This window comes from Streptomyces sp. NPDC021020 (assembly GCF_044333285.1).
Lineage (GTDB): Bacteria > Actinomycetota > Actinomycetes > Streptomycetales > Streptomycetaceae > Actinacidiphila.
The window spans coordinates 779738-804869 of the sequence record NZ_JBIRQQ010000002.1; the positions used below are offsets into that span (position 1 = coordinate 779738).

Below are 25132 nucleotides of genomic sequence, written 5' to 3' on the forward strand. Positions count from 1 at the left end.
ATGTGGGTATATAAACGCCGGCAGTGCGTCGGAGTTTGACCGGGGGAGGTTCGGTGACGGGCATCGAGTTACTGGCGGGCGCCGCCGTGGGGTACATGGTCCGCAAACTGCACCGCGTGGCGGGACGAGCTGACGAGGAGGTCGATCAGGTTCTCGATACCGGGATGGACGCCATCCACGAGCTGGTGACCCGGAATCTGTCCGGTGACACGGCACTGGAGACGCTCGTCACGGAGGCCGGGAGCGGCGACGGGGAGGTCAGCGAGCGGACGGTGCGCCGGGTCAGCGACGCCCTTGCCGAGCGCGCAGAGCGGGACGCCGGCTTCGCGGAGGAGTTGCAGGTCCTTGTCGACGCGCTGGATCGGCACGCGGCAGGACCTCAGGCGACAGGCGGATCGATCCAGCAGTCGGCCGTTGCGTCCGGGGGCAGTTCGGTGCACCAGGCCGGCGGAAACATCACGATCCACCGGAGCGACAGGTGACTGCTGCGGAACGGCCGCTCCCCGGGGAGGCGTTCGGCGCCGCCCGGACGGAGCAGCGTGCTGCCGCGTCCGGCTTCGGCAGGATCTTCCAGGCCGCGGGCGACATGGTGGTGTACGAAGGCGGCGAGCCGTACCGGCTCGCGCCGTGGCCGCCGTCGAGACACGAAGGGGCATCAGGACCGGCGGCGGCGCCGAGCACGCTGCTGCAGGCGGGCGCCGCGACCGTGGACTTCGCCGGCCGGTCGGCGGAGCTGGCTCGGGCGCGCCGGTGGCGCGACGCAAAAGGCACGCTGCGCGTGTGCCTGGTCCACGGCCCCGGCGGTCAGGGCAAGACGCGGCTCGCGATGCAGGTCGCAGCCGAATGGCGTGTGCAGGGCTGGACGGTCCTGGGCGCGTTCCACCACCGGGACCGGCAGGCCCCGCCGGCCTTCAGCGTTCCGGAGGGCCTGGACCGGGCGGCCGGTGTGCTCGTCGTCGTGGACTACGCGGAGAGATGGGACACCGAGGAGCTGCTGACGTTGCTCGGAGACACGAGCGCGGGCGCCGACCGCGGCATCCGGGTCCGGGTCCTGCTGCTCGCCCGGCCGAGCGGAGTGTGGTGGCAGAACATCTCCTACCGCGTCGAGCGCGAGTTCGGCATCCGGGCAGAACGGTTCGAACTCCCGCCGGCGGAAAGCGACCCGACGGTTTCCCGGGAGGGGCTGTTCTCCGCCGCCCGGGACCGCTTCAGCGAACTGCTGGCCGTACCCGAAGCCAGGGCAGCCCTTCCTCCGGCGCGCCTCTTGGGCCGCGACGATTATCAGCTCGTCCTGGCCGTGCACATGGCCGCCCTCGGCGCCGTCCTCGCGACGCGCCACGGCGACGCCCCGCCGAGCGAACCCGCCGCGGTGTCCGCGTACCTGCTGGCCCGGGAACGTGACCACTGGCTGTCCCTGCGCCACCGCCGCGAGGACCCGATCACCGTGACGCCGGACGCGATGGGACAGCTCGTCTATACCGCAACCCTCACCGGCCCGGTCGGCTACGGCGACGCGAAGCAGGCCATCCTCCAGGCAGGCGTCGAAAGCACGGAGCCACCGGGGACGATGCTGAAGGAGCATGCCCGCTGCTATCCGGCCGCCGCGCAGCCGGGCGCAGCCGGCACGACCCCGGCCACCGTGCTGGAACCGTTGTACCCGGATCGTCTGGGCGAGGACTACATCGCACTGCTGACCCACGGCCATTCCCACGACTTCCCGAGCGACCTGTGGGCCGACGAGGCACCCGCCCGGCTCCTGACTCTCCCGGGCAACGCCGGCACGGCAACCGAGACCGCCGGTCCGGTGTGGACCCGCCGAGCGCTGACCACCCTTGTCGAAGCCGCCGGCCGGTGGCCGCATCTGGCACACAGGCAGCTCTACCCGCTGCTGCTCGCCAGGCCCGCGCTTGCCCTGGAGGCCGGCGGAGCTGCGGTTGTCGCCCTCGCCGCACACCCGCACATCGACCCCGACGTCCTGGAAGCCATCGACACGCTACTGCCCGAGGAGCGCAGACAATGGGCTCCCGCAGCGGCCGCGGTCGCGGACAGGCTGTTCGACCGGCGGCTGGCCGCAGCCGATGAGGCCGGACGTGCGCGGATCCGCGCAGGCCTTGCCAACCGCCTCGCGAACGTCGGCTACACGGAGCGAGCCCTGGCCCTCTCCGAGGAAGCCTTCAGGGCCTTCCACAAGTTGGCACCCGAGAACATTTCCGCGTACCTGCCCGAAGCCGCGTACGCGGAGGGCAACTTCGCCGTACGCCTGGCCCAGTCCGGTCGCCTCGACGAAGCACTGACCCACTCGAACACGACAGTGCTCTGGCTGATGATTCTCACTGAGCAGGACCGGGACGGATTCCTTCCCGAACTCGCCAGGGCCCACTACAACCATGCAGGCTGGCTGGCGGACGCCGGCCGTCACGAAGAAGCACTGAGCTGGTCCCAGGACGCCGTCGAATGGCTGCGAGAACTCACCGAGCTGCCCGACGGGAACCTCCACCTCCCCTCCCTGCAAGACCTCAACGCAGCCGTGTCCCGCCACGCGCGACTGCTCGCGACCGTGGGACGGCACGAGGAAGCACTCGCTCTCTCCGGCTTGTCCCTGGCGGCGCTCCAGAGCCTGGTACGCCTGGACCGCACGAGGCTCCTGCCGGAACTCCCCGCATCCCTGTGCGACCACGCAGACCTGCTGGAGCAGACCGACCGTCCCCTCGACGCCCTGCCACATTCGAAGGAAGCGGTCGAGGTTCTCCGGGAACTGGCGAGCCACGACCAGGATGCGTACCGCGCGCCACTTGCCCAGGAGCTGAGCCGGCACGCTGTGCGGCTCTCGGAGGTGGGCAGCACGGCGGAAGCGGTGCACGTGTCCGAGGAAGCGGTCCTCACCTGCCGGGAACTGGCAGCCGAGGACCGCGACACACACCTGCGGCCGCTCATCGCGGCGGTGAGACTTCACCTGGTCCTGCTGGAGGAGGCCGATGCGCCTGCGTCCCAAGTCCTCCGGCACTCGGAGGAATCAGTCGCCCTGCACCGGGAGATGGCGCAGCGTGAGGGCGACCCGGACAGCCTCGCGGACCTGGTCCGCGCGCTGATTCCTCACGCGTCGCGCCTGATGAAGGCCGGCCGCTTCGACGAGGCCCTCGCTTACTCGCAGGAGGCGACGGCCGCCGCCGACGAGTTGAAGGGCGGACCGGCCGACACCGTCGATCTGCCTATCGCGTCCGGCTTGCATGCGCTGTGGCTGGAACAGAGCGAGCGCTTCCGTGACGTCCTCCTTTACTCGGCGGAGGCCGTCGACATCGCCTACGGACGCGTCCAGGCCGACAGGGATGCCAACCTGCCGGACCTGGCAGGGCGGGTGAGCGACCACGCATCGAGGCTGGCGGACGCGGGACGGCAAGAGGAAGCCCTCGCTCACTGCCGCTTGGCGGTCGAGTGGTTCGAGGAGCTCTTCGAGCTCGATCCCGATACCCACCGGGAGGGCTACGTGCGCAACACCGCGGTCTTCGCCCACATCCTGATCAAGGGCGGCCGGTTCGCCGAAGCCGTTGTCCCGCTGGTCTTCGCCTCCAGCTTCGTGCCCCAACTGCATGAGGAAGGGCCTCCGATCCGACTGTGGCTCGCGGAGCTGATCCGCACCGCGCACGCCGGCGCTCCACAAGCGGTCTCCCTTCAATACCGACAGATGACCGGTCAGCCCATCCCGTCCTGGCTCCGGAGCCCGCCGGGCAAGTGACCACGCGCCGAGGCGGGGCTCTCCCGTCGAAGGTGCTGACGAGCGCACGAAAGCCTGTCCTGCAGGCAAGGACCCGGCTCCCGCCGGGGGTCAGACCTCGACGACGATCTTCCCGGCGGCGTGGCCCTCCTGGCTGCGGGCGAAGGCCGCCGCGAGGTCCGCGAGCGGGAAGGTCTCCGCGACCTCCACCGTGAGGTCGCCCGCGTCGGCGAGCCGGCCCAGCGCGGCGAGGTCCTCGGCGACCGGCCGCACCCACATCCACTGGCCGCCCGCGCCGAGCACGGCGGGGTCGGCGATGGAGGCGTGCCGGCCGTCCGCGGCCAGGACCGCCAGGGTGCTGTCGAGGACCCCGCCCACGAAGTCCGCGACGACGTCGACGCCGTCCGGGGCCAGGGCGCGGACCCGCTCGGCGAGCCCGTCCCCGTACGCGACCGGCTCGCAGCCCAGTGCGCGCAGCCGCTCGTGGTTGCGCGGGGAGGCCGTGCCGATGACGCGGGCGCCCAGGGAGCGGGCGATCTGCACGCCGAGCGAGCCGACGCCGCCCGCCGCGTTGTGCACCAGCACGGTGTCGCCCGCGCCGGTGCGCAGCCGCGTCAGCACCTGGTAGGCGGTGAGCCCGGCCAGCGGCAGCCCGGCGGCCTGCGCCCAGTCCAGCGCGGCGGGTTTGGCCGCGAGGGTGCGCACGGGCGCGCTGACGTACTCGGCGAAGGTGCCGCCGTGCACGGAGTCCCTGCGGGCGTACCCCATCACCTCGTCGCCGACGGCGAACTCCGGGACGTCGATACCGACGTCCGCGACGGTGCCGGACACGTCCCAGCCGGGGATCGCGGGGAACACCACGTCCATCATGCTGTCGAGCCCGCCCGCCATGACCTTCCAGTCCACCGGGTTGACCGCGGCGCAGCGCACCTTGACGAGCACCTCGCCCGGGGCGACCTTCGGCAGCGGCACCCGCTCCTCCCGCAGCACCTCCGTCCCGCCGTACGTCCCGTACACCATCGCCCGCATGGTCTTCTCGGCCATCGCCCGACCTCTCCGCACCGAAACCGCCCCCGCCGCCTCCATCCCACCACGGGCCCCGGCGCCGATCCGGAAGGCGGTGCGGCGCGTCCCGGCGCCCGCGCCCGCCCGCGGTGACATCGTGGAGGGATGACGCTTCCGCCGAGGGGCGGCGCCGTGCCGGAAGGCGCGGGGCACGGTACGCCCGCCGCGCCCCTGGGCGTGCCGCTCCAGCGACTGCTGTTCGGCGGTGTGTACGGGACGGTGCTCGCCAGCGCGCTCGCCTCCGCCCTCGACGAGGGCGAGGGCAAGCCCAACCCGGGGTACGACGCGCTGTGGATCCTGGTGGCGGCCCTGGCCGCGGCCGCGGCGCACGGCTACGCGCACGCCATCGCCCACTGGACGGGCGGCGGCCGGCGGGCCACCGCGGAGAGCGTCCGCTCGGTGCTCGCCGAGTGGCCCCTGGTCGCCGCGGCCCTCCCGACGGTGGCGGCGCTGCTGGGCGCGGCCGCCGGGTGGTGGGGCGAGGAGAGCGCCGTCGACGTGATCCTCACCGTCAACACCGCCGCCCTCTTCGGCTGGGGCCTGCTGGCGGCCCGTGCGGCGGGCCAGGGCTGGGGCCCCGCCTGCCGGGTCGGCCTCGTGGACGTCCTGCTCGGCCTCTTCATCGTGAGCGCGAACGCCCTGACCCACTGAGGCCGGCCCCGCGGGTCATGCCGAGGACAGCTGCTCGGCGATCTCCTTGACCCAGGCGGTGGTCTTCCGCGGGTCGTTGAGGGAGTCCGCCCACTCCTCGGGGGTCAGGCGCTGGTTGGCCGGGCCCGCCTTGAGGGCGACGAGGAGGGCCCGGGCCGACTCCCGCATCGCGGCGGAGGTGTCGCCGCTTCCCCTGACGTCCGGGCCCGCGGCGAGGGCGTAGATCCTGCGGGCCATGGCCTGGCGCTCGCCGTTCTCCACCTTCTTCCAGAACTTCAGGGCCTCCTTCAGCGCGTCCCCGCGCGAGGCGGGCTCCGCCGCGGCCGCGCCGTCGTCGGCCCATCGGTCGGGGTGGCGGGCGCCGTCGTAGCGCTTGGTGCCCGCGCGGCCCGCCTTGTACGCGGTGACGCCCAGGATGAGGCCGGCCGCGCCCGCGGCCAGGCCCCAGCCCACCGGGTTGCTGGCCAGCGCGGCGCCGCCCGCGGTCGCGGCGATCGCCGTCACGATGCCGCCCGCGGCCTTGGTCGACTCGCCCACGGCCGTGAGCGCCTGCTTGCCCATCTTGTTGCGCTGCTTGCCGAGCGCGTACGTGAGGACGGTGTCCATCGTGTTGACGTCCTCGGCGCGCCGGAAGTCCCTGGCCGCGTCGCGGGCCTCGCCCATCGACGCCCAGGCCGCGTCGATGGCGTCGGACACCCGGTCCAGCCGGTCGTCACCCTCGTGGTCCCACTGGGCGTCCAGCGCGACGTACGCCTCGGCGGCGGCCCATTCCGCGTCGTCGCGCGCTTCCCTGAGCCGGTTCAGCGCCCCCTCGCCTGTGCGCCCGGGCTTCTCGATGCCCTTGAGGGCGCGGTACTTGCGGGCCGTCAGGCCGAAACGGCGGGCGGCGCGCGCGCCCTTCACCGCGCCGACGACGCCGGAGCCGATGCCGCTCACCTCGGCCGCCTGCGCGGCGTGCAGCGCCTTCTCCGCCTTCGTCAGCTCCTTGGCGACACCGAGGGCGTTGTTCCCGGCGCTCGCCGCGCCGACGACCGCCTCGGTCGCCTTGGAGGTGAACTTCTTGTTCGCCCCGTGGAAGGCGGCCCCGGTCTTGTGCTTGGCGGCGTCCTTGCGCGCCTTGGCCGCCTCCATGCCGCCGAGCGCGGCGCCCACGGCCTCCGCGACAAGGCTCTCCGAGCCCGCGGCGCCTCCCGAGGAGGCGGCGGAGTGCTTCAGGCCGTCGTCGACGGTGGCGGCCGCGTGCTGGGAGAAGCCCGCGTTGGCGGGCACCTGCACGTTCTTGACGAAGGTGTCGATGAACTCGAAGTTCTTCTTCAGCCGGTCCAGAACCGCGGCGATCCGGTCGCGGTAGCCCGGCGAGGGCGCCGCCGGGCCCCCGCCCTCCGCCGCCCTGCCCTTGCCCTTCGCGCCGTCGGCGCCCCCGGCGCGCTGCACCATCGCGGCCGCGGCCCGGTTGCCCGCCCCGGCCTGCACGCCGAGCAGCCCCCGCTCGGGCGCCCCCGCGGACCGTTTGCGGCCCGGCGCCGCGACGGCCCCGGACTGCCGTTCCGGACTGCGGTGGACCGGGGTGCTCATGGACATGCCTCTCCGCCGCGGGACCGGGCGTGTGGACACTAGCCCCGCAAGACGAACGGCCGCGGACGGGCGGGCAAAGCTTTGACCGCGCCCCCATCCCGCCTGCGGGGAGGCGCCGCTGCCCCGTGCCTCAGGCGGTGGCCGCGCCGCGGCGGGCGCGGCGCTCGCCCTCGTACGCCGCGGCGCCCGCGCACCCCACGGCCGCGAGGCCGGAACCGGCTGCGGCCGGGGTGACCCAGCCGGGCACCACCGCGGCCGAGTAGTCGGAGCCGTCCGTCGTCTCGCAGACGTAGCGCAGGGGGATGTACTCCACCCGGTAGTCGGTCACGTGCGCCGCCCGCTCCGGGTGGCCCGCCACCCGGCAGGGGTGCAGGGGCGCGGAGTCGGCGCCGCTGTCGTCGGAGTCCAGGATCGCCAGGGTGAGGCAGAGCAGGCCCAGGGTGTAGACCGCCGCCGCCACGGACCCCGCCAGCGCGGCCAGGGAGCGCAGCCGCGCCTGCCGGTCGGCCTGCCGCAGCCGGTGGCGGCCGAGGCCGTAGCCGGCCAGGGCCATGGCGGCGATCGGACAGCCGGGCAGCAGGAGGAACAGCGCGTACGCCATCGGGCGAGTCCAGCAGGGCCGGGGCCCGGCTGCTGTGACGGAGGCCACACTTCCAGCAACAGGTCTGTCACCGTCCGGCCGTGGGCGTCCGGGTGCGGTAGGAGTGGCCGAGTTCGGGGCCCAGGCCGAAGTAGTGGCGGAAGTTGTAGATGAGCGGGCGCCAGGCGGCGGGGGAGACGTGGTCGGTGCCGGGGACGACGACGGCCGGGTCGGCGTGGACCGTGCGGACGGCGGCCTCGACGACGACGAAGCTGCCGGCGGCGTCCGGGCGCACCCGCTCGGCGCGGGCCTCCAGCTGGAGGGGGCAGCCGGCGACGCGGGGCGGGCGGACATGGCGGGAGGGTTCGGGGGTCAGGCCCGCCGCGGCGAACTTGTCGGGTTCGAAGCGGCAGCCCGCGGGCTTGGTCGGGGGCACGGGGAAGCGGCCGGTCAGCGGCGCCAGCCGCTCCACCGCGCGCCACTGCCCGGCGGACGGCAGGCTGATCACCAGGTCGGGGCGGGCGGCGAGGTTGCGGGCGGTCTGGCCCTCGCGGCCCAGGCCCAGGACGACCGTCCACCCGAGCGCCCAGGCGGAGGAGATCGGAGCGAGGTTGAACGACCCGTCCTCGTTCTCCGTCGACAGCAGCACCACCGGCGTGCCGAAATAGAGGATGGCGGGCTCGATCTCCACGGAGGCGGCCGGGGCGTCCGGCGGTGCGGTGTCCATGGCGGGGAGCGTAGGAGCCGCTCGCTTCGGCGGCGGCCGAAGCGTCACCGGGGACAATGGAGGCATGGACGCAACGCGCGAGCGCGGGACAGGTCCCGATCTGGCCTCGGTGGCGGCCCTGCTGGCCGACGGCACCCGGGCGGGCTTCTGCGTGGCGCTGCTCGACGGCCGGGCCTGGACGGCGACGGAGCTGGCACGCCATATGGGGGTGGCCCGGTCGACCGCGACGGAGCATCTGAACGTACTCGTCCGCGGGAGTCTGCTGGCCGAGGAGCGGCAGGGCCGCCACCGCTACGTCCGGCTGGCCGGTCCGCAGGTCGCCGAGCTGATCGAGAGCCTCGCGGCGCTCGCCCCCGAACGCGCCGCGGCACCCCGCACGCTCTCGGCGGACGGCCGCCGCCGGGCCCTGGCGCACGCGCGTACCTGCTACGACCACCTCGCGGGCGCCCTCGGGGTCGCCGTCACCGACGCGATGATCGGGCGGCGGCTGCTGGACCTGGAGCACGGGCTCGGGCTCACCGGCGCCGGGGCGGCCTGGCTCGCGGACCTCGGCGTCACCGTCCCGGCCGGGACCCGGCGGCCGTCGGTGCGGCCGTGCCTGGACTGGACGGAGCGCCGCCCGCACCTGGCCGGCGCCGTCGGCGGCGCGCTGTGCCGGCACGCGCTCGACCAGGGGTGGATCGCCCGCGTCGGCACCACCCGCGCGGTCGCCGTCACACCGCTCGGCCGGCGCGAGCTGCACCGCCATCTCGGCCTGGGCGACAGCGTCTTCGGCTGACCCGGTCACGCATCTTGCCGGACGTCCGATCGCTCTCCAAGCTGTGTTCATGACACACCGTGCGGCGGCACCCCGCGCGGCGGTCCGGCCTACGCCCGCGCACCCCGCGCGGTGACCATGCGGACATCACGCCTTCTCCCTGGAGTTGGACCTATGCGCTGGAATTTCGTACGAGCACGTCGTGGTGCATGGAAGAGAGCGCTCTCACTCCTGCCCGTCGTCGTGGCCACGGTGGCAGCCACCGTCACCGCGTCACCTGCCGCCCAGGCGGCCGTGCCCGCGCCGCCGTCGGGCTTCTCGCTCACCTGGAGCGACGACTTCAACGGCGCCGCCGGCACCGGCATCGACCAGGGCCTGTGGAAGTACGACACCGGGCCCGGCAGCAGCTTCGGCACCGGCGAGATCGAGACCATGACGAGCAGCACGTCCAACGTCTACTACGACGGCCAGGGCCATCTGGTGCTCCAGGCCCAGCACTCCGGCTCCGACCCGCGCAGCAACTGGACGTCCGGCCGGGTGGAGACCCAGGCGGCGACCTTCGGCGCCCCCGCGGGCGGCGTCGTCCGCATCGAGTCCGTCCTCCAGCAGCCGAACGTCAGCACCGCCAACGGCGCCGGCTACTGGCCGGCGTTCTGGATGCTCGGCGCGCCGCTGCGCAGCGGAGTGACCTGGCCGAAGTCCGGCGAGGTCGACATCATGGAGGACATCAACGGCCGCAGCTCCGACTTCAGCACCCTCCACTGCGGGGTGAACCCGGGCGGCCCGTGCAACGAGTCGACCGGCATCGGCTCGGGCGAGCGCGCGTGCTCCGGCTGCCAGACCGGCTTCCACGACTACGCGGCGGAGATCGACCGCTCGGTGTCGCCCGAGCAGATCCGCTTCTACCTCGACGGCAACAACTTCTTCACCGTCAGCGCCAACCAGGTGGACGCGACGACCTGGTCCGACGCGGTCGACCACCCCTTCTTCATCATCTACGACCTGGCGATCGGCGGCGGCTTCCCCGACGCCTTCGGCGGCGGCCCCAACGCGGCCACGGTCTCCGGCGGCAAGCTCGTCATCGACTCGGTGTCCGTCTACAACAAGGGCCCCGGCTCCGGAGGCGGGGGCGGCGGCGGTTCGGTGACCGGCCAGCCGATCACCGGCCCCGGCGGCAAGTGCGTGGACGTCGCGGGCGACGACACCGGCGGCGACGGCACCGCCGTGCAGCTGTGGGACTGCCAGTCCGGGGCCAAGGACCAGCACTGGACGTGGAGCGGCCAGACCCTCCAGACCCTCGGCAAGTGCCTGGACATCGCGGGCGGCAACAGCGCCGCGGGCACCAAACTGCAACTGGCCACGTGCAACACCAGCGGCTACCAGAACTGGGTGCGGCAGACCAACGGCTCGCTGCGCAACCCCACCAGCGGCCGCTGCATCGACTCGCCCTCGGGCGCGACCGCCAACGGCACCCGGCTGCAGATCTGGGACTGCAACGGCTCCGGCGCGCAGGGCTTCGCCATCGGCACCCCGGTCTACGGCCCCGGCGGCAAGTGCGTGGACGTCGCGGGCGACGACACCGGCGGCGACGGCACCGCCGTCCAGCTGTGGGACTGCCAGCAGGCGACCTCCCTGGACCAGAAGTGGACCTGGAGCGGCCAGACGCTGCGCACCCTCGGCAGGTGCCTGGACATCGCCGGGGGCGCCAACGCCAACGGCACCCCGCTCCAGCTCGCCACCTGCAACGGCGGCGGTTACCAGAACTGGGTGGTGAACGGGGACGGCTCGCTGTCCAACCCGACCACCGGCCGCTGCGTCGACTCGCCCTCGGGCGCGACCGCCAACGGCACCCGGCTGCAGATCTGGGACTGCAACGGCTCCGGCGCCCAGAAGTTCGCCCTGGCCTGAGAACGGCCCCGGTGCCGGCCGCGCGGTTCGCGGCCGGCACCGGGGCCCGGGGAACGGCGGGTCAGCCGGCGGCGACCGGCGCCATCTTGTCCTCGACGCCCGGGTTCTGCTGCAGCCAGGTGCGCACGCCCTGCATGACCTTGCCCTGCCCGGCCTGCTGGATGTCGGCCTCCAGGGAGCCCAGTTGGGCGTCGGTGAGGTGGAAGTCCCGCATCCACCCGGTCACCTGGGGGAGCTTCGCCGCGCCCGCCTTGTTGGCCAGGGTGTGGATCGAGTCGCCCTTGCCCCACAGCCCCTTCGGGTCGGACAGCTTCGTCATGTCGTACGTGCTGTAGGCCCAGTGCGGCGACCAGAGCACGACGGCGACCGGCTTGTGCGCGGCGTAGTCGCGCTTGAGCTCGGCCAGCATCGCCGCGGTCGAGCTGTTGACGAGCTTGTACTCCTTGTCCAGGCCGTAGCCCGGCAGCACCTTCGTCGCCAGCAGCTTCGTCTCGCCCGCGCCGGGCTCGATGCCGATGATCCGGCCGCCGAACTCCGCGCTCCTGCCCCTGAGGTCGGCCATCGTCTTGACGCCCTTGACGTAGGAGGGGACGGCGACCTCCAGGGACGTCTCGTCGTACCACGGGCCGAGGTCGGTGTAGCTGTCCCCGTACTGCTTCAGGTACGACGCGTGCGTCGTCGGCAGCCAGGCGTCGGTGATGTAGTCCAGCACGCCCCGTGACAGGCCGGTGAACGCGGCGCCCGGGTCGTACGTCTTGACGTCGGCCTTGTAGCCGCGGTCGTCGAGCACCGCGTCCCAGAGGTTGGCGGTGGCCACCGACTCGTCCCAGTTGAACGCCCCGATGTGCACCGCCCGCCCCTTGCCCGCGGTGGCGGCGGCCGAGGAGCCGGAGCCGTCACCGGAACCGGATCCGGAGAAGACGCCGGTGCCGCCCGCCACCAGGGCGAGGACGACGACGCAGGACAGGCCCACGGCGGGGCGCGGCCGGTAGCGCAGCACGGCCGCGCCGTGCAGCCCGGAGCGCATCCGGGCCAGCGCCCGGCGGCCCAGCGGCGAGACCTGGTCGCCGAGGGCGCCGGTCACCCGGTCGAGGTAGATCGCCAGCACGACGACGGCCACCCCGCCCTCGAAGCCGAGGCCGATGTCCACCTGGCTGATCGCGCCGAAGACGGTGGAGCCTAGGCCCTCCGCGCCGACCATGCCGCCGATGACGACCATGGACAGCGCGAGCATGATGACCTGGTTGACGCCGGCCATGATGGTCGGCAGCGCAAGCGGCAGCTGCACGCGCAGCAGCGTCCGGCCCGGCGAGGTGCCGAACGCGTCGGCGGCCTCGACCAGCTCCGGGTCGACCTGGCGGATGCCCAGCTCGGTCATGCGCACCCCGACCGGCATGGCGAAGACGATGGTGGCGATGACCGCCGGGACGGTGCCCAGGCTGAAGAAGATGATCGCGGGGATCAGGTAGACGAAGGCCGGAAGCGTCTGCATGACGTCCAGGACCGGGCGCACCACGGCGCCGGCCGCCTTGCTCCTGGCCGCCCACACGCCGAGCGGCACCGCCAGCAGGAGCGCGACCACGGCGGAGACGAGCACCAGCGACAGCGACTGCATCGCCTCGTCCCACAGCGCGAGCGAATCCACCAGCGCGAAGCCGGCGAAGGACAGCACGCCCGCGGCCGCGCCGCGCAGCCAGAAGGCGACGGCGGCGAGGATGGCCGCCATCAGCAGCGGCGACGGGCCGCCGAGCACCCACTCGACGGCGTCGTAGAGGTGGTTGACGACGGCCGAGACCGCGTCGAAGAGCCAGGACAGATGGCGGGTCAGCCAGTCGACGACGTCCTCGGCCCAGTTGCCGAGACGGAGCCTAGGCACCGGCGGCCTCCTTCCGGAAGGGGACGTCCGCCGGCGCGGCGGCTCCCGAGCCGTCCCCGGCCGCGGCGGAGGCCGAGGTGGAGGACGAGGCGGCGGCCGGTTCGGGCTGGTCGCCGAGCGCGGCCAGCAGCGTGCCGCGCGGGATCACGCCGGTCAGGCGCCCCTGCTCGTCGACCACCGCGAGCGGCACCTCGGAGCGGGCGGCCGGCGAGAGCAGCTCGGCCAGCGGGGTGTCGGCCTGCGCCACGGCGCAGTCGGTGTGCATCACGTCGCGCACCCGGTCGTGGTCCGCGCCGCCCGCCCCGGCCGCGTCCTCCCCGGTGACATGGCCGACCAGGCGCTGGTCGGGCGCCACCACGAAGGCGGCCGGCGCGTGGTCGTCGCGCAGCGCGCGGAGCGCGGCCCGCGCGTCGTCGCCGGGCTCCACGGTCATGCCCGGCTCCTCCATGATCGAGGCGGCGGTGAGCACCCGGGAGCGGTCGACGTCCTGGACGAAGCTCGCGACGTAGTCGTTCGCGGGCCCCACGAGGATGTCCTCGGCGGTGCCGACCTGCACGATCTCGCCGTCGCGCATGACGGCGATACGGTCGCCGAGCCGCATGGCCTCGTTGAGGTCGTGGGTGATGAAGACGATGGTCTTGTGCAGCCGGCGCTGGAGCTCCAGCAGCTGGTCCTGCATGTCGCGGCGGATCAGCGGGTCCAGCGCGGAGAACGACTCGTCCATCAGCAGCAGGTCGGCGTCGGTGGCCAGCGCGCGGGCCAGGCCCACGCGCTGCTGCATGCCGCCGGACAGCTCGTCCGGCCAGGACCGCTCCCAGCCGGCCAGGCCGACCAGCTCCAGCGCCTCGGTGGCGCGCCGCTCGCGCTCCTCGCACGGGCGGCCCTGGACCTCCAGGCCGTAGGCGGCGTTCTCCAGCACGCTGCGGTGCGGGAAGAGGGCGAAGTGCTGGAAGACCATGCTGATGCGGCGGGCCCGCAGGGCGCGCAGCGCCTTGCCGGGCAGCTGCGCCAGGTCCTGCCCGTCGAAGAGCACCCGGCCTGCGGTGGGGGCGCTCAGCCCGTTGAGGGTCCGCAGCAGGGTCGACTTGCCCGAGCCGGACAGGCCCATCACCACGAAGATCTCGCCGGCGGCCACCTCGAAGGAGGCGTCGATCACGGCGGCCGTGGTGCCGTCGGCGCGCAGCCGGGCCCGGTCCGCGCCCTGCCGCAAGCGGCGGACGCCTTCCCCCGGTCTGCGTCCGAAGACCTTGTACACGTTCTCGACTGCAAGTTTCGGCACGACTGCCTTCCTGCCCGGTCACCCTCCGTCGTCCGGCAGGTGACCGCGCCGCTCCATGGACGTAGTGGTCGCGGCGCGCGTACCCAGGCCCGTGCATCGGGCAAACATTTTCCCCGCGCCCGTGTGGGGCGGGTCACATCCGGGTCTCTCGTGGTGGGTGTTCCCGCAGGTCCGGCCGCCGGGGCGGCACCGCGCCGGCGATCCGGGCCGCCGCGCTCGGCGCAAGGGGAAAGAGGTTTCCGCGCGCCGCTGTGTACGACGAACCTACACCGGCGCGGCGATGCCCCCGCGCATCGGGCGAACGTGAGGAATGCCGCACCGGCGGTCATGGCGTCCTCGGTGGCCGTCCCGTCCGTGACGGTCGGTGACCGGCGGACGGGGGCGGCGCGGCCTCCGCCCCGCCCTTCGTCACCGGCCGCCGGTCACCGACCCGGGCGCGGGGGCATCTCCGCCATCGACGCGATCACCCGGCCCCGGGCGTCCCACACCGTGACGCCGGGGGAGTCGAACGAGTCCTGCACCGCCGTGGACGACGGGACGTCGAGGTAGCCGCCCACCCACCCCGGGTGCACCGCGAGCGTCACCACCGTCGCGGGCCGGACCCGGCCCCCGAAGGTCACGCCCATCCGCGCGGGCACGTGCGTCCCCCGGTAGACCAGCAGATAGCGCATGCCGCCCGCGTAGGCGTACGACTGGACGTTCACCGACTCCGGCGGCTGGTTCCCGTCCGCGTTGGTCTCGTCCCGGCAGTCCCAGCCGGTGCCGTCGCTCTCGTCGACGCAGCGCTCGCCCGCGGTGACGCGCATCCGGCCCCCGTCGCCGATGCCGAAGGCGCTGCCCGGTGCGACCACCCGCACCGCCGGCCAGACGACCGGGGGAGAGGGGGAGGTGGCCGGGTGCGTACGGGGCGCGGGGGCGGCCAGCGCCGGGCTCGGCCCGTCCTGGCCGCGCGGCGCGCCCGCCAGCACCGCCGCGACGGCCACGGCGGCGGCCGCGCCCAGCGCGGGCAGCCACACCGCGACCAGGCGGTTGCGCCGCCGGCGCGCAGCGCGCCCCAGCACCCGCCCGGCGGGCCAGGGGCCCGGCGCGATCGTGCCCGCGGCATCGGCGAGGGCGCGGCGCAGCCGCTCCTCCAGCATGTGCGCCTCTTCGGGAGCCGGCCCGCCGGCGCCCTCCTGGTGGCTGCCGTTCACGCCTGTCACCTCTCCCCGCTCTCCGCCGCGGCGAGCGCCGGATGGTCCCGCAATTTGCGCAGGGCCCGGCTCGCCTGGCTCTTGACGTTGCCGACCGAGCAGCCGAGCACGTCGGCGACCTGCTGCTCGCTCATGTCCTCCCAGTAGCGCAGCACCACCACCGCGCGCATCCGCGGCGGGAGCGCGGCGAGGGCGGCGACCAGCGACGCCCGGGTCTCGACCCGGCCGGTGCTCTCCGGCCGGCTCCGCTCCGGCAGCCGGGCGGTGAGCAGGTGGACGACGCGGCGCCGGCGGAATCTGCTGAGGTTGTTGTTCGTCAGCGCGCGGTGGACGTACGCGTCGGGCTCGTCGAGCCGGCTGATCCGGGACCAGCCGGGATAGATCTTGGCGAGGGTCGTCTGGACGAGGTCCTCCGCCTCGTGGTGGTCGCCCGTCAGCAGATACGCGGTCCGTACCAGCCGGGACCACCGCACCGCCGCCCAGGACTCGAAGTCCGGGCCCGGCTCCGCGGCGGCGGCGCCCTCCCGGGACGCTTCAGGTCCCGGGAGGGCGCCGCCGCACGCGGGGGTGTCGAGCAACGGGCCGTCAGAGGTGGGCAAGGACCGTGCCCGAGGCGTCGTAGACGGTGACCTCCGGCGTGTCGCCGGGGAAGGAGGTCGGGGCGCCCCACACGTAGCCGGTCGCGTATCCCGGGTGTCCGCCGAGCGTGACCACCCGGACCTGGTACGTCACGCCGCCGGACGTCACCGTCATACGGGCCGCCCGCCCGTCGCCGATGTAGAGCGGGGAGTACAGGCTGCCGGTCGCGTCGCCCGTGCTCTGGAGGCTCACCGTGCCCGCGGGCTGGTTGCCGTCGGTCACGCTCTTGCAGGTGGCCCAGCCCTCGGACGGGACGCCGAGGCAGCGCTCGGCGCGGGTGAGCTTGAGGTACTGCCCGTGCCCGGCGTTCACCAGCTGCCCCGGCCGTACGACGAGCACACCGGGGGCCTTGGCGGCTGCGACGGGAGCGGCCTCGGCCGGCGCGGCCTGCGCGGCCACCCGCACCGGGGCCTTCGCCTGGGCCTTGACCGCCGCGGGAGTCGGCGCGGCGGACGCGTGGGCGGTGCCGACGGCGACCGCGGCCGCGGCCGCGACAGCCGCGGCCGAGGCGAGGTGACGCAGTTTCATGGAGATCCTCCGTAACGGTGTGTCCGGTCTGGTGGAGGAGCCTCCCCGCCGCTCCTCCGCCTTCCTTCACTCCCGTACCGCCACCGGAGTTGCACGCCGTCCGCGTCTTTCCGCAACCGCGCGGCCGCGGAGCCGGGTGCCCGGTCTACTGCTTCGTGCCGCTCGCGACGAGCTGGACGGGCAGCGCCCCGCTGGAGAGCGCCGCGGCGAGGTTCTGCGCGCTGTCGCGGGTGAAGCTGCCGCTGATCCGGCCCGTACCGCCGGTGATGGGGGAGTAGACGGCGGGGGCGGAGACCACCTCGCCGTCGACCACGATCGCGAACTGGTTGGTGGGCGGGGGGTTCTGCGACAGGGTGCCGGTGATCTTGGCGAAGTCGGCGGAGCCGCCCGGGGTGAAGGAGAGGTTGACGACCCATCCGCTGTCGTGGGACGTGTCGAGCGCCGCCGTCGCGCTCTCCACGTCCGTACCGGGCAGCGCGGTCGGTCCCAGCAGGTACTTCTCCTTCAGCCGGTGGTCGCAGGCCACGCCCGGACCGTCCGGCAGGGAGGTGAGCGCCCGGGTGGATCCGTCGCAGACCAGCGCGTCGTAGGCGGCCTTGAGGCCCTTCTGCGCGGCGGTCGCCGGGTCGAGCACCGGGCGGAATTCCAGCAGCGCCGTCGCCGTCATCTGCGCCACCCGGTCGGCGTCGGCGCGGGGCGCCACGATGGTGACGACGCTGCCGGCGACCGTCACGTCGGTGTTCTTCAGGCCCAGGGAAGCGGCGCGCTCACGCAGCCGGTCGGCGGTCGTCCGCATGTCCTCGGCGGTCGGGGCGCCGGAGTCGGCGCGGCTCGCGGTGAACGACGCGGTGGTGCGCGCCTGCGGGGCGTCGGAGGGCGGCGCCGGCTTCGGGCTCCCACCGGAGCCAGAGCAGCCCGAGAGGCCGAGCACGACGGCGGCGAGCGCGGCGGCGTACGCCGTACGGTGATTGCGCATGAGCCCAGTGTGTCGTGTCACGCCCCGCCGGGTGCGGGTGTTCCGCAACCCGGCGGCGGCGCTGACAGCCGGCCGTCGAGCCGGGCGAGGGCGAGCAGGGCGACGGATGCCGCGCGGTCCTGCTGTATTCGGGTGAGGGAGCTGACGGGTGCTTGCCGGAGCGGATTCCGTGCGCCAAGATTCGTACATACGTTCGTTGATGGTGGGTCGAGGGGTGGGGATCGCACGTGGACACCAGGACGCGTACGCGCGGCGGATTCGAGCGGAAGACCGGACGCCGCTGGGCGGCCCTTGCGGCAGGATGCCTGCTCGCCGTGGTCCCGCTGGCCGCGGCACACGCGGACGGCGGGCCCGCGCCCGCCGTGCCGACGGAGCAGGGCATCGTGCAGGGCAGCGGCGTCGTATGCGCCGGGGACGAATCCGCTCCCGGCGTCGTTGCGAGTCCGCGGCCGCAGTTGACCGCCCGGGTCCACGGCGTGGCGGACGGCGCGCAGCCGCCCCGCCTGCGGGCCGACTTCGACGTGGCGAGCCGCAACGCGGACGGCACGTGGACGCCGGTCGCCGACCAACTGGCACCCTCCGCGGGTTTCGTGGGCGACGGCGTGGTGGAGACGACGACCCTGATGACGACGCTGTCCACGGACACCGTCTACCGGATATCGGCCGCCACCTGGGCCTACGCCGCAGACCAGACCCAGTACACGGTCTCGGACGCCACCGCGTACTGCTACTTCACCGTGGATCCGACCGCACCCCTCGCCCCTGGGATCACGTACGGCGGCCCGTACACCGAGTGCACCGCCAACGACTGCGGGCCCCACGGCGGGGCCGGGGTCCCGGGCACCTTCACCTTCGCGCCCGCAGACGGGGACTCGCCTGTCGTCGGCTACCGCTACAAGTTCGCGACCGACAGCGCCTGGACGATCGTCACCGGATCCCCGGCCACGATCGTGTTCACCCCTCCCTACGCCACCTTCGAGCAGTTGCAGGTCTCCGCCCGGGACGTACTGGGCCGCTACGGGGCGACCACGACCACGGAGTTCATGGTCGGCTAGTCCGGCGGGCCGGGTCCGCGGCGCCGAGGAGGGCCGGTGGTGGCGCGTCTCCCGCCCCCGGGGGAGCCGCGCCTCACCCACCCCACCCTCACCAATTGGTCTGGACCTATTGAATTCCGCCCCCGGGAGCGGCCAAGCTTCGTGCTGCGCGCGCACGTGTGTCCACGCACAACGCACCACCTCCCCCTGCCAGTTCAGCCGCAGGCGCATCCGCCTGCCTGGAAGGAGTCGTGAGCGACATGCGCACCAAGATCCTCGCCCGCGCGGCCACCCTCGCCGCCACCGCCGTCCTCGGGGTCGGCCTCGCTACCACGGCGGCGCAGGCCTCGCCGCCGCCCGGGAGCGGGTTCATGTTCATGGGGTACTTCCCGACGAACGAGAGCTGTGTGGCCCAGGCGCAGGCGTACGCGCCCGTGCACGGGCCGGTCTACATCTGCGAGTACGGCACCAACGGCCTGTACCTGCTCTGGATGCACTGAGCCGGTAGGCGCCCCGGGCCGTCCGGCCCGGGGCGTCACCCCCGCAGGCGCGCCGCCGCCGCGTCGCCGAGGGCGACCATCGCGTCGGTGAGGTGGGACATCTGGCGGGCGATGCTGCGCTCGGGGTCGGTCTGCGAGTTGACGAAGGCCCCGTCGAAGCCCGCTATGGCGAAGTGGTCCAGCTCCTCGGCGACCGCCCGGGCCGTCTCCGGGCCCTCGTCGGCGAAGGCCGAGGAGATCATGACGCGCATGTAGGCGCGGCCCTCCTCGCGCACCTGCCGGTTGATCTCCGCGACCTCCGCCTCGGCGGCCTCGTCGCTCATCATCAGCAGCATGTGGAGCCGCAGGAAGTCCGGCTTGGCCGTGAAGACGGCGGCCGTGCGGTCCAGGTACCAGGCCATCCGCTCGCGGTGGGTGCCGCCCGCGGGAGGATCGGCGTGCGCGGCGCGCATCGCGTCGAAGAAGTCGCGGGCGCCGCGCGCCATCACCGCCGAGAGCAGCCCGCCCTTCGAGCGGAAGTGGTGGTAGATCGCGCTCTTCGGCAGCCCGGTCTCGGTCGTGATCGACGAGATCGTGGTGCCCGCGTAGCCGCGCAGCGCCATGACGCGCGCGGCCGCGTCGAGGATCTCCCCGCGCGAGCGCTGCCCGCGCCGGTTGCCGTTCGGCGCCCTCGATCCTCGCTCCATTCCGTTGATCATACGGCCCCCTGCTGGCCGGCCATGCCCGAAAAAGGTTGCCCCAGGCCTCTTGACGCGGAGCCGCTCCCGTATGACCGTGTTCACTATTGGACGGAACGGTCGGTCCAATAGTGAGAGAGCGATCACTGGAGCTCGCATGACCCCAAACCCCCGCGCGGCATACGACACGGACGTGGCGATCGTCGGCTACGGCCCGACGGGCCTGGTCGCAGCGCTGACACTGGCCCGCCGGGGCGTACGCGTCACCGCCTTCGAACGCGACGCGGACATCCACGCCCGGGCCCGCGCCGTGACGGTGAACGACTGGACGATGCGGATCTTCCAGGACCTCGGCATCGACGAGCGGATCGAGAAGGTCGTCGAGCCGCAGCGGGCCCTGCGCTGGGTGACGTACGACGGCCACGAGGTCATGCGCGTCGAGCACCCGCCGTCCACCCTCGGCACCCGGGGCACCCGCCCGCGCTTCTACAACATCTACCAGCCGGCCATGGAGGCCGAGCTGCGCCGCTGCGGCGAGGAACTGGAGAGCCTGCGGGTCCGCTACGGCGCCGAGGTGGTCGCCGTCGAGCAGGACGCGGACGGTGTGACCGTCACCGCGCGCGACCGCGCGACCGGCGCCGAGTCCCGCACCCGCGCCCGCTACGCGATCGCGGCCGACGGCGGCTCCAGCCCCACCCGCAAGATGCTCGGCATACCGATGCTCGGCGACACGGTCGACACGCTGTGGGTCGTCATCGACTGCCGGGTCAAACGCTGGTGGCCGGACCGCGACTTCCTCACCTTCTGGACCGACAAGGACCGCCCGGTCGTCGACATCGCGCTGTCGGCCGGCAACCACCGCTGGGAGATCCCGCTGAGGCCCGGCGAGACCGAGGCCGACTTCCCGACGAGCGCCGAGGTGTGGCCGCTGCTGGAGGCCCTCGGTGTGACCGGGGACGACGTCGAGATCCACCAGCACGCCTTCTACCGCCACCATGTGCGCGCCGCCGAGACCTGGCGCCGGGGCAGGGTCTTCCTGGCCGGCGACGCCTGCCACCTGATGCCGCCGTGGGCCGGCGCCGGCATGCAGACCGGCATGCGCGACGCCCACAACCTGGGCTGGAAGCTCGCCGGTGTGCTGCGCGGCGAGCTGGCCGAGGGGTGGCTCGGCACCTACGAGGCCGAGCGCCGCCCCAGCGCCGACTTTTACACCGGCCTCGCCGTCGGCCTCGGCCGCGTCATCAAGCAGGAGGCCACGGCGGAGGAGGTCGCGGCGATGAACGCGGTCCCGGAGAACGCCGTGACCCCGTGGGAGCCGCCGCTGACCGCCCCGCCGGTGCTGTCCGGCGGCTGGCTGCGCGGCGAGCAGGGCGACGCCAGCGTGGTCGGCCGGATGGTGCCGCAGCCGGTGTGCGGCGACGTCACCGGCGTCATGGCCCGGCTCGACGACCTGCTGCCCCGCGGCTTCGTGCTGCTCGGCGCGGACACCGACCCGGCGGCGCTGCTCACCCCCGAGGAGCGGGCGGGCTGGGACGCCCTCGGCGCCTCCTACGTCGCCGTGCGCCCCCGCCCCGCGTACACGCAGGGTCCCGGCGAGCTGGTCGACCTCGAAGGCGTACTGCTCCCGTGGCTCGCCCGCTACGGCGCCCGCGCCGTCGCCGTGCGCCCGGACCGCTTCGTCGCCGCCGCCGACACCGGCGGCCTGGCCGTACCGACCCTCTGAACCCTCCGACCTGGGCGGACGCGCGCACCGCGCCCACCCGCGGAACGAAAGGACACACTCATGACCGGAGTGAACGAGCTCGCGTACGTCGTCTACGAGGTCAGCGACCTCGCCGACTGGGAGCACTTCGGCACCGCCCTGCTGGGCATGCAGCTGGGCGAGCGGACCGGGAACGGCTTCACGCTGCGCACCGACGAGAAGGCGCACCGCTGGATCGTCACCGAGGGCCCGGCCGACGACCTCGCGGTCAGCGGCTACGAGGTCGCCTCCGACGAGGCCCTCGACGCGCTCGTGGCAGGCCTCGCCGCCGCCGGCGTCGAGGTCACCGAGGGCGGCGCCGACCTGGCCGCGGCCCGCCGCGTCGACCGCCTGTTCCAGCTCGCCGACCCGATGGGCAACCGCATCGAGCTGGTCACCGGCCTCGCCGACGCCGCCACCCCCTTCCGCTCCGACGTCCTGCTCGGCGGCTTCGTCACCGGCACCGGCGGCGCCGGCCACCAGGTGCTGCTGTCCAAGGGCGTCGCGCGCGCCGACTACATGGCCTTCTACGAGGGCCTGCTCGGCTTCCGGATCAGCGACATCATCGTCGAGGAGCTGGCGCCGGGCATCGTCGCGGACCTGATCTTCCTGCACTGCAACCCGCGCCACCACAGCGTCGCGTTCGGCGACATGCCGCACCCGAAGCGCGTCCACCACTTCATGGTCGAGGTCACCGACATCCGCGACGTCGGCATGGCCTACGACCGGTGCATGGACGCCCACCAGCCCTTCGAGATGACGCTCGGCATGCACCCCAACGACCACATGTTCAGCTTCTACGTCCGCACGCCGTCCGGCTTCTCCGTCGAGTACGGCTGGGGCGGGCTGCTCATCGACGACGACACCTGGCAGGTCCGGACCCTCGACCGGCTGCACAGCTGGGGCCACCGCCCGCCGGAGGCCGTTCACGCGCTGCTCGGCCAGGCCCCCTTCACCAACCAGACCCCCGGAGGAGCCCACTGATGGCCCTGCAACAGAGCGACATCTCCCGCTACGTCGAGACCCCGGACTGGCGGATCCACTACAACGAGGCCGGCGAGGGCCACCCGGTGGTGCTGCTGCACGGCGGCGGCCCGGGCGCGACCGGCTGGAGCAACTACTCCCCGAACATCGAGGCGCTCTCCCGGCACTTCCGCGTCATCGCGCCCGACATGCCCGGCTGGGGCGACTCCGACGCGGTGGACTTCGGCACCCTCGACCACGTCGAGGCGGCCTGCCAGCTGCTCGACGCCCTGGGCATCGAGAAGGCGGCCTTCGTCGGCAACTCGATGGGCGGCCACACCTCGCTGCGGCTCGCGGCAGAGCGCCCCGAGCGCGTCTCGCACCTGATCACCATGGGCGCGCCGATCCAGATGAAGCCCTTCCTCTTCGGCGCGGGCGGCGGTCCGACCGAGGGCCTGAAGATCATGTACGAGACGTACACCGACGCCACGCCCGAGGGCATGCGGCGGCTCGTCGAGATCATGGTCTACGACAAGGCCCGCTTCGCCACTCCCGAGCTGTGCGAGCTGCGCTCGAAGGCCGCGCTCCAGCGCCCCGAGCACCTGGCCAACATCGCGGCGGTGGCCCCGAAGGCGCCGATCCCGATCTGGCTGGACCTGGACAAGGCCGCCGGCATCACCGCGCCCTCGCTGCTCGTCCACGGCCGCGACGACCGGGTGGTCTCCTTCGAGTCCACGCTCTTCCTCGCCGCGAACATCCCGAACTCCCGCGCGCACCTGATCAACCGCTGCGGCCACTGGGCCCAGCTGGAGCACGCCGACGAGTTCAACCGCCTGGTGACGGACTTCGTCACGCACAACTGAGGCTCCCGCGCCGCCGGGTGCGGACCGCACCCGGCGGCGCGGCCCCCCGGCTTCTTCAGGAGTACCGATGAGCAACACCCGTACCGTCGAGACCGACGTCCTCGTCTCGGGCGCCGGTCCGGCGGGCGCCGCGGCCGGCGCCCTTCTGGGGGCGTACGGCGTCCGCGCGATCGTGCTGAACAAGCACGGCTCGGTGGCGAACACCCCGCGCGCCCACATCACCAACCAGCGCACCATGGAGGTGCTGCGCGACCTCGGGGTCGAGGACGACGCCAAACGCGCCTCGATGCCCCAGCACCTCATGGGCGAGCACGTGTGGGCGACCAGCCTGACCGGCCCCGAGCTGGGGCGGCTGCGGACCTGGTACACCCACCCGACCTTCAAGGCCGAGCACGACCTGGCCAGCCCCACCGCCGTGTGCGACCTGCCGCAGGACCGGATGGAGCCGATCCTGCTGGGCGCCGCCACCCGCCGCGGCACCACCGTGCGGGTGAACACCGAGCTGCTGTCCTTCACCCAGGACGACGACGGCGTGACCAGCACCGTGCTCGACCGGGTGACCGGCGAGGAGTACCGGATCCGGTCGAAGTACCTGATCGGCGCCGACGGCGGCAACTCGCGGATCATGGCGCAGCTCGGCATCCCGCTGGAAGGCGAGATGGGCCTCGGCGGCTCGATCAACATCGTCTTCGAGGCCGACCTGACCCATCTGGTCGCCCACCGGCCCGGCGACATGTACTGGTTCGTCCAGCCCGGTGTCGGCCACGACGGCAACGGCGTCGGGGTGCTGCGCGCGGTCCGCCCCTGGAAGAAGTGGATGGCCGTCTGGGGCTACGACGTGGAGCAGGGCGCCCCGGAGCTGACCGAGGACTTCGGCCGGGCCGTCGTGCACCAGCTCATCGGCGACGACACGGTCCCGGTCACGGTGGAGTCGGTCTCCACCTGGGCCGTCAACCACGTCCACGCCACCGACAACACCGCCGGCCGGGTCTTCTGCGCCGGTGACGCGGTCCACCGGCACTCCCCGATGAACGGCCTGGGGTCCAACACCTCCATCCAGGACTCCTTCAACCTGTGCTGGAAGCTCGCCCTGGTGCTGCGCGGGCAGGCCGGCCCCGAGCTGCTGGAGACCTACCGCGACGAGCGGCTGCCCGTCGCCCGGCAGATCGTCGAGCGGGCCACCGCGAGCAACGGGCTGATCCCGCCGCTGTTCATGGCCCTGCACCTGCCGCCCGCCGCGGGCCCCGAGGCGCTCGGCGCGGCCCTGGAGACGCTCCGGGCCCCGACGGAGGAGGGCACGCGGATGCGCGCCGCCTTCGACGCGGCGGTGCGCGACACCCTGCTGTGCTTCAACTCGCACGGCGTGGAGACCAACCAGAACTACCGCTCCGCGGCCCTGGTGACGGACGGCGTCCCGGCCCCCGTGGCCCCGCGGGACGAGGAGATCCACTACTTCGCGACCACCTACCCGGGCCGCCACCTGCCGCACGCCTGGCTGCTCGCCGGGCAGCGCAAGGTGCCGGTGATCGACCTGTGCGGCCACGGCCGCTTCACGCTGCTCACCGGGGTGCGCGGCGCGCACTGGCGGGAGGCGGCGGCCGGTGCCGCGGCGGAGACCGGCGTGGACATCGACGTCGTCTCCATCGGGCGCGGCTGCGACTACGAGGACCGCTACGGCGACTGGGCGGACGTCTGCGGCATCGGCGAGGACGGCGCGGTGCTGGTCCGCCCCGACCACATCGTCGGCTGGCGCAGCGCGGATGGCGGCGACGACCCGTCCGGCGCGCTGCTCGGCGTCCTGCGCGCGATCCTGCGGACCCCGGCCGCCTGACCGGCCGGTGACGGGAAAGGCCCCCTCGGAGATTCCGAGGGGGCCGTTCCCTTGCCG

Annotated in this window: 22 protein-coding genes; 11 read left to right on the top strand and 11 right to left on the bottom strand. The window is 73.5% G+C overall.

Translation table 11 applies throughout. The features are described 5' to 3' along the window. The first annotated feature begins 53 nt into the window (after positions 1-53). Complete coding sequence (locus ACH4SL_RS07705) at positions 54-482, top strand: hypothetical protein (protein WP_398442514.1); 429 nt, start codon at positions 54-56, stop codon at positions 480-482. Then, positions 479-3733, top strand: a complete 3255-nt coding sequence (locus ACH4SL_RS07710) for a hypothetical protein (protein WP_398442515.1) — start codon at positions 479-481, stop codon at positions 3731-3733. Before ACH4SL_RS07705 ends, ACH4SL_RS07710 begins: the two co-directional genes overlap by 4 nt. A gap of 90 nt (positions 3734-3823) precedes the next feature. Here the strand turns inward: ACH4SL_RS07710 and ACH4SL_RS07715 are convergent, their stop codons facing one another. After that, positions 3824-4741 carry an NADP-dependent oxidoreductase gene (locus ACH4SL_RS07715; RefSeq protein ID WP_398442705.1) on the bottom strand — a complete coding sequence of 306 codons (918 nt, stop codon included), beginning with the start codon at positions 4739-4741 and terminating at the stop codon, positions 3824-3826. Positions 4742-4882: 141 nt separating this feature from the next. Between ACH4SL_RS07715 and ACH4SL_RS07720 the strand changes: the two genes are divergently transcribed. After that, positions 4883-5428: a hypothetical protein gene (locus ACH4SL_RS07720; RefSeq protein ID WP_398442516.1), complete on the top strand. Its 546-nt coding sequence runs from the start codon at positions 4883-4885 to the stop codon at positions 5426-5428. Positions 5429-5443: 15 nt separating this feature from the next. Here the strand turns inward: ACH4SL_RS07720 and ACH4SL_RS07725 are convergent, their stop codons facing one another. From ACH4SL_RS07725 to ACH4SL_RS07735, 3 genes are all read right to left on the bottom strand, one after another. Then, complete coding sequence (locus ACH4SL_RS07725) at positions 5444-7003, bottom strand: hypothetical protein (RefSeq protein ID WP_398442517.1); 1560 nt, start codon at positions 7001-7003, stop codon at positions 5444-5446. Between the two features lie 130 nt (positions 7004-7133). Continuing rightward, positions 7134-7604 (bottom strand): hypothetical protein, encoded by a 471-nt coding sequence (locus ACH4SL_RS07730; protein ID WP_398442518.1) that lies wholly within the window; start codon positions 7602-7604, stop codon positions 7134-7136. Positions 7605-7671: 67 nt separating this feature from the next. Next, positions 7672-8310 carry a flavin reductase family protein gene (locus ACH4SL_RS07735; RefSeq protein ID WP_398442519.1) on the bottom strand — a complete coding sequence of 213 codons (639 nt, stop codon included), beginning with the start codon at positions 8308-8310 and terminating at the stop codon, positions 7672-7674. Positions 8311-8374: 64 nt separating this feature from the next. Here ACH4SL_RS07735 and ACH4SL_RS07740 point away from each other — a divergent pair, with 64 nt between their 5' ends. Together ACH4SL_RS07740 and ACH4SL_RS07745 are read left to right on the top strand one after the other, a co-directional pair. Next, complete coding sequence (locus tag ACH4SL_RS07740; RefSeq protein WP_398442520.1) at positions 8375-9088, top strand: ArsR/SmtB family transcription factor; 714 nt, start codon at positions 8375-8377, stop codon at positions 9086-9088. A 222-nt stretch (positions 9089-9310) separates the two neighbouring features. Further along, complete coding sequence (locus tag ACH4SL_RS07745; protein WP_398442521.1) at positions 9311-10975, top strand: ricin-type beta-trefoil lectin domain protein; 1665 nt, start codon at positions 9311-9313, stop codon at positions 10973-10975. Positions 10976-11036: 61 nt separating this feature from the next. Here ACH4SL_RS07745 and ACH4SL_RS07750 read toward each other — a convergent pair whose 3' ends face one another. The 6 genes from ACH4SL_RS07750 to secD form a co-directional block, all read right to left on the bottom strand. Then, entirely contained in the window at positions 11037-12851 is a 1815-nt protein-coding gene (locus ACH4SL_RS07750; RefSeq protein ID WP_398442522.1) for an ABC transporter permease/substrate binding protein, read from the bottom strand. Further along, the gene (locus ACH4SL_RS07755) at positions 12844-14130 is read right to left on the bottom strand and encodes a glycine betaine/L-proline ABC transporter ATP-binding protein (protein WP_398442523.1); all 1287 of its coding nucleotides are present in this window, start codon (positions 14128-14130) and stop codon (positions 12844-12846) included. The genes ACH4SL_RS07750 and ACH4SL_RS07755 overlap by 8 nt, the downstream gene beginning before the upstream one ends. A gap of 422 nt (positions 14131-14552) precedes the next feature. After that, entirely contained in the window at positions 14553-15323 is a 771-nt protein-coding gene (locus ACH4SL_RS07760) for a hypothetical protein (protein WP_398442524.1), read from the bottom strand. Positions 15324-15328: 5 nt separating this feature from the next. Beyond that, on the bottom strand, positions 15329-15922 hold the full coding sequence (locus ACH4SL_RS07765) for a SigE family RNA polymerase sigma factor (protein ID WP_398442525.1): 594 nt from the start codon (positions 15920-15922) through the stop codon (positions 15329-15331). Next, on the bottom strand, positions 15909-16490 hold the full coding sequence (locus tag ACH4SL_RS07770; RefSeq protein WP_398442526.1) for a hypothetical protein: 582 nt from the start codon (positions 16488-16490) through the stop codon (positions 15909-15911). Before ACH4SL_RS07770 ends, ACH4SL_RS07765 begins: the two co-directional genes overlap by 14 nt. A 145-nt stretch (positions 16491-16635) precedes the next feature. Further along, positions 16636-17466, bottom strand: a complete 831-nt coding sequence (gene secD / locus ACH4SL_RS07775) for a preprotein translocase subunit SecD (RefSeq protein WP_398442527.1) — start codon at positions 17464-17466, stop codon at positions 16636-16638. A gap of 227 nt (positions 17467-17693) precedes the next feature. Here secD and ACH4SL_RS07780 point away from each other — a divergent pair, with 227 nt between their 5' ends. Both ACH4SL_RS07780 and ACH4SL_RS07785 read left to right on the top strand, forming a co-directional pair. Then, a complete protein-coding gene (locus ACH4SL_RS07780) occupies positions 17694-18521 on the top strand; it encodes a hypothetical protein (RefSeq protein WP_398442528.1) in 828 nt (275 codons plus the stop codon). A gap of 230 nt (positions 18522-18751) precedes the next feature. Then, the gene (locus ACH4SL_RS07785) at positions 18752-19000 is read left to right on the top strand and encodes a hypothetical protein (RefSeq protein WP_398442529.1); all 249 of its coding nucleotides are present in this window, start codon (positions 18752-18754) and stop codon (positions 18998-19000) included. Between the two features lie 35 nt (positions 19001-19035). On the opposite strand, the gene ACH4SL_RS07790 is transcribed toward ACH4SL_RS07785, so the two are convergent. Continuing rightward, positions 19036-19686 (bottom strand): TetR/AcrR family transcriptional regulator, encoded by a 651-nt coding sequence (locus tag ACH4SL_RS07790; RefSeq protein WP_398442530.1) that lies wholly within the window; start codon positions 19684-19686, stop codon positions 19036-19038. 148 nt (positions 19687-19834) lie between these two features. Here ACH4SL_RS07790 and ACH4SL_RS07795 point away from each other — a divergent pair, with 148 nt between their 5' ends. The 4 genes from ACH4SL_RS07795 (at position 19835) to ACH4SL_RS07810 (ending at position 25075) form a co-directional block, all read left to right on the top strand. After that, complete coding sequence (locus tag ACH4SL_RS07795; protein WP_398442531.1) at positions 19835-21400, top strand: bifunctional 3-(3-hydroxy-phenyl)propionate/3-hydroxycinnamic acid hydroxylase; 1566 nt, start codon at positions 19835-19837, stop codon at positions 21398-21400. A 60-nt stretch (positions 21401-21460) separates the two neighbouring features. Continuing rightward, a complete protein-coding gene (locus ACH4SL_RS07800) occupies positions 21461-22402 on the top strand; it encodes a VOC family protein (RefSeq protein WP_398442532.1) in 942 nt (313 codons plus the stop codon). Next, the gene (locus ACH4SL_RS07805; RefSeq protein WP_398442533.1) at positions 22402-23244 is read left to right on the top strand and encodes an alpha/beta fold hydrolase; all 843 of its coding nucleotides are present in this window, start codon (positions 22402-22404) and stop codon (positions 23242-23244) included. Before ACH4SL_RS07800 ends, ACH4SL_RS07805 begins: the two co-directional genes overlap by 1 nt. Before the next feature lie 67 nt (positions 23245-23311). After that, positions 23312-25075, top strand: coding sequence for an FAD-dependent oxidoreductase (locus ACH4SL_RS07810; RefSeq protein WP_398442534.1), 1764 nt, complete (start codon positions 23312-23314; stop codon positions 25073-25075). The last annotated feature ends 57 nt before the right edge of the window (positions 25076-25132 follow it).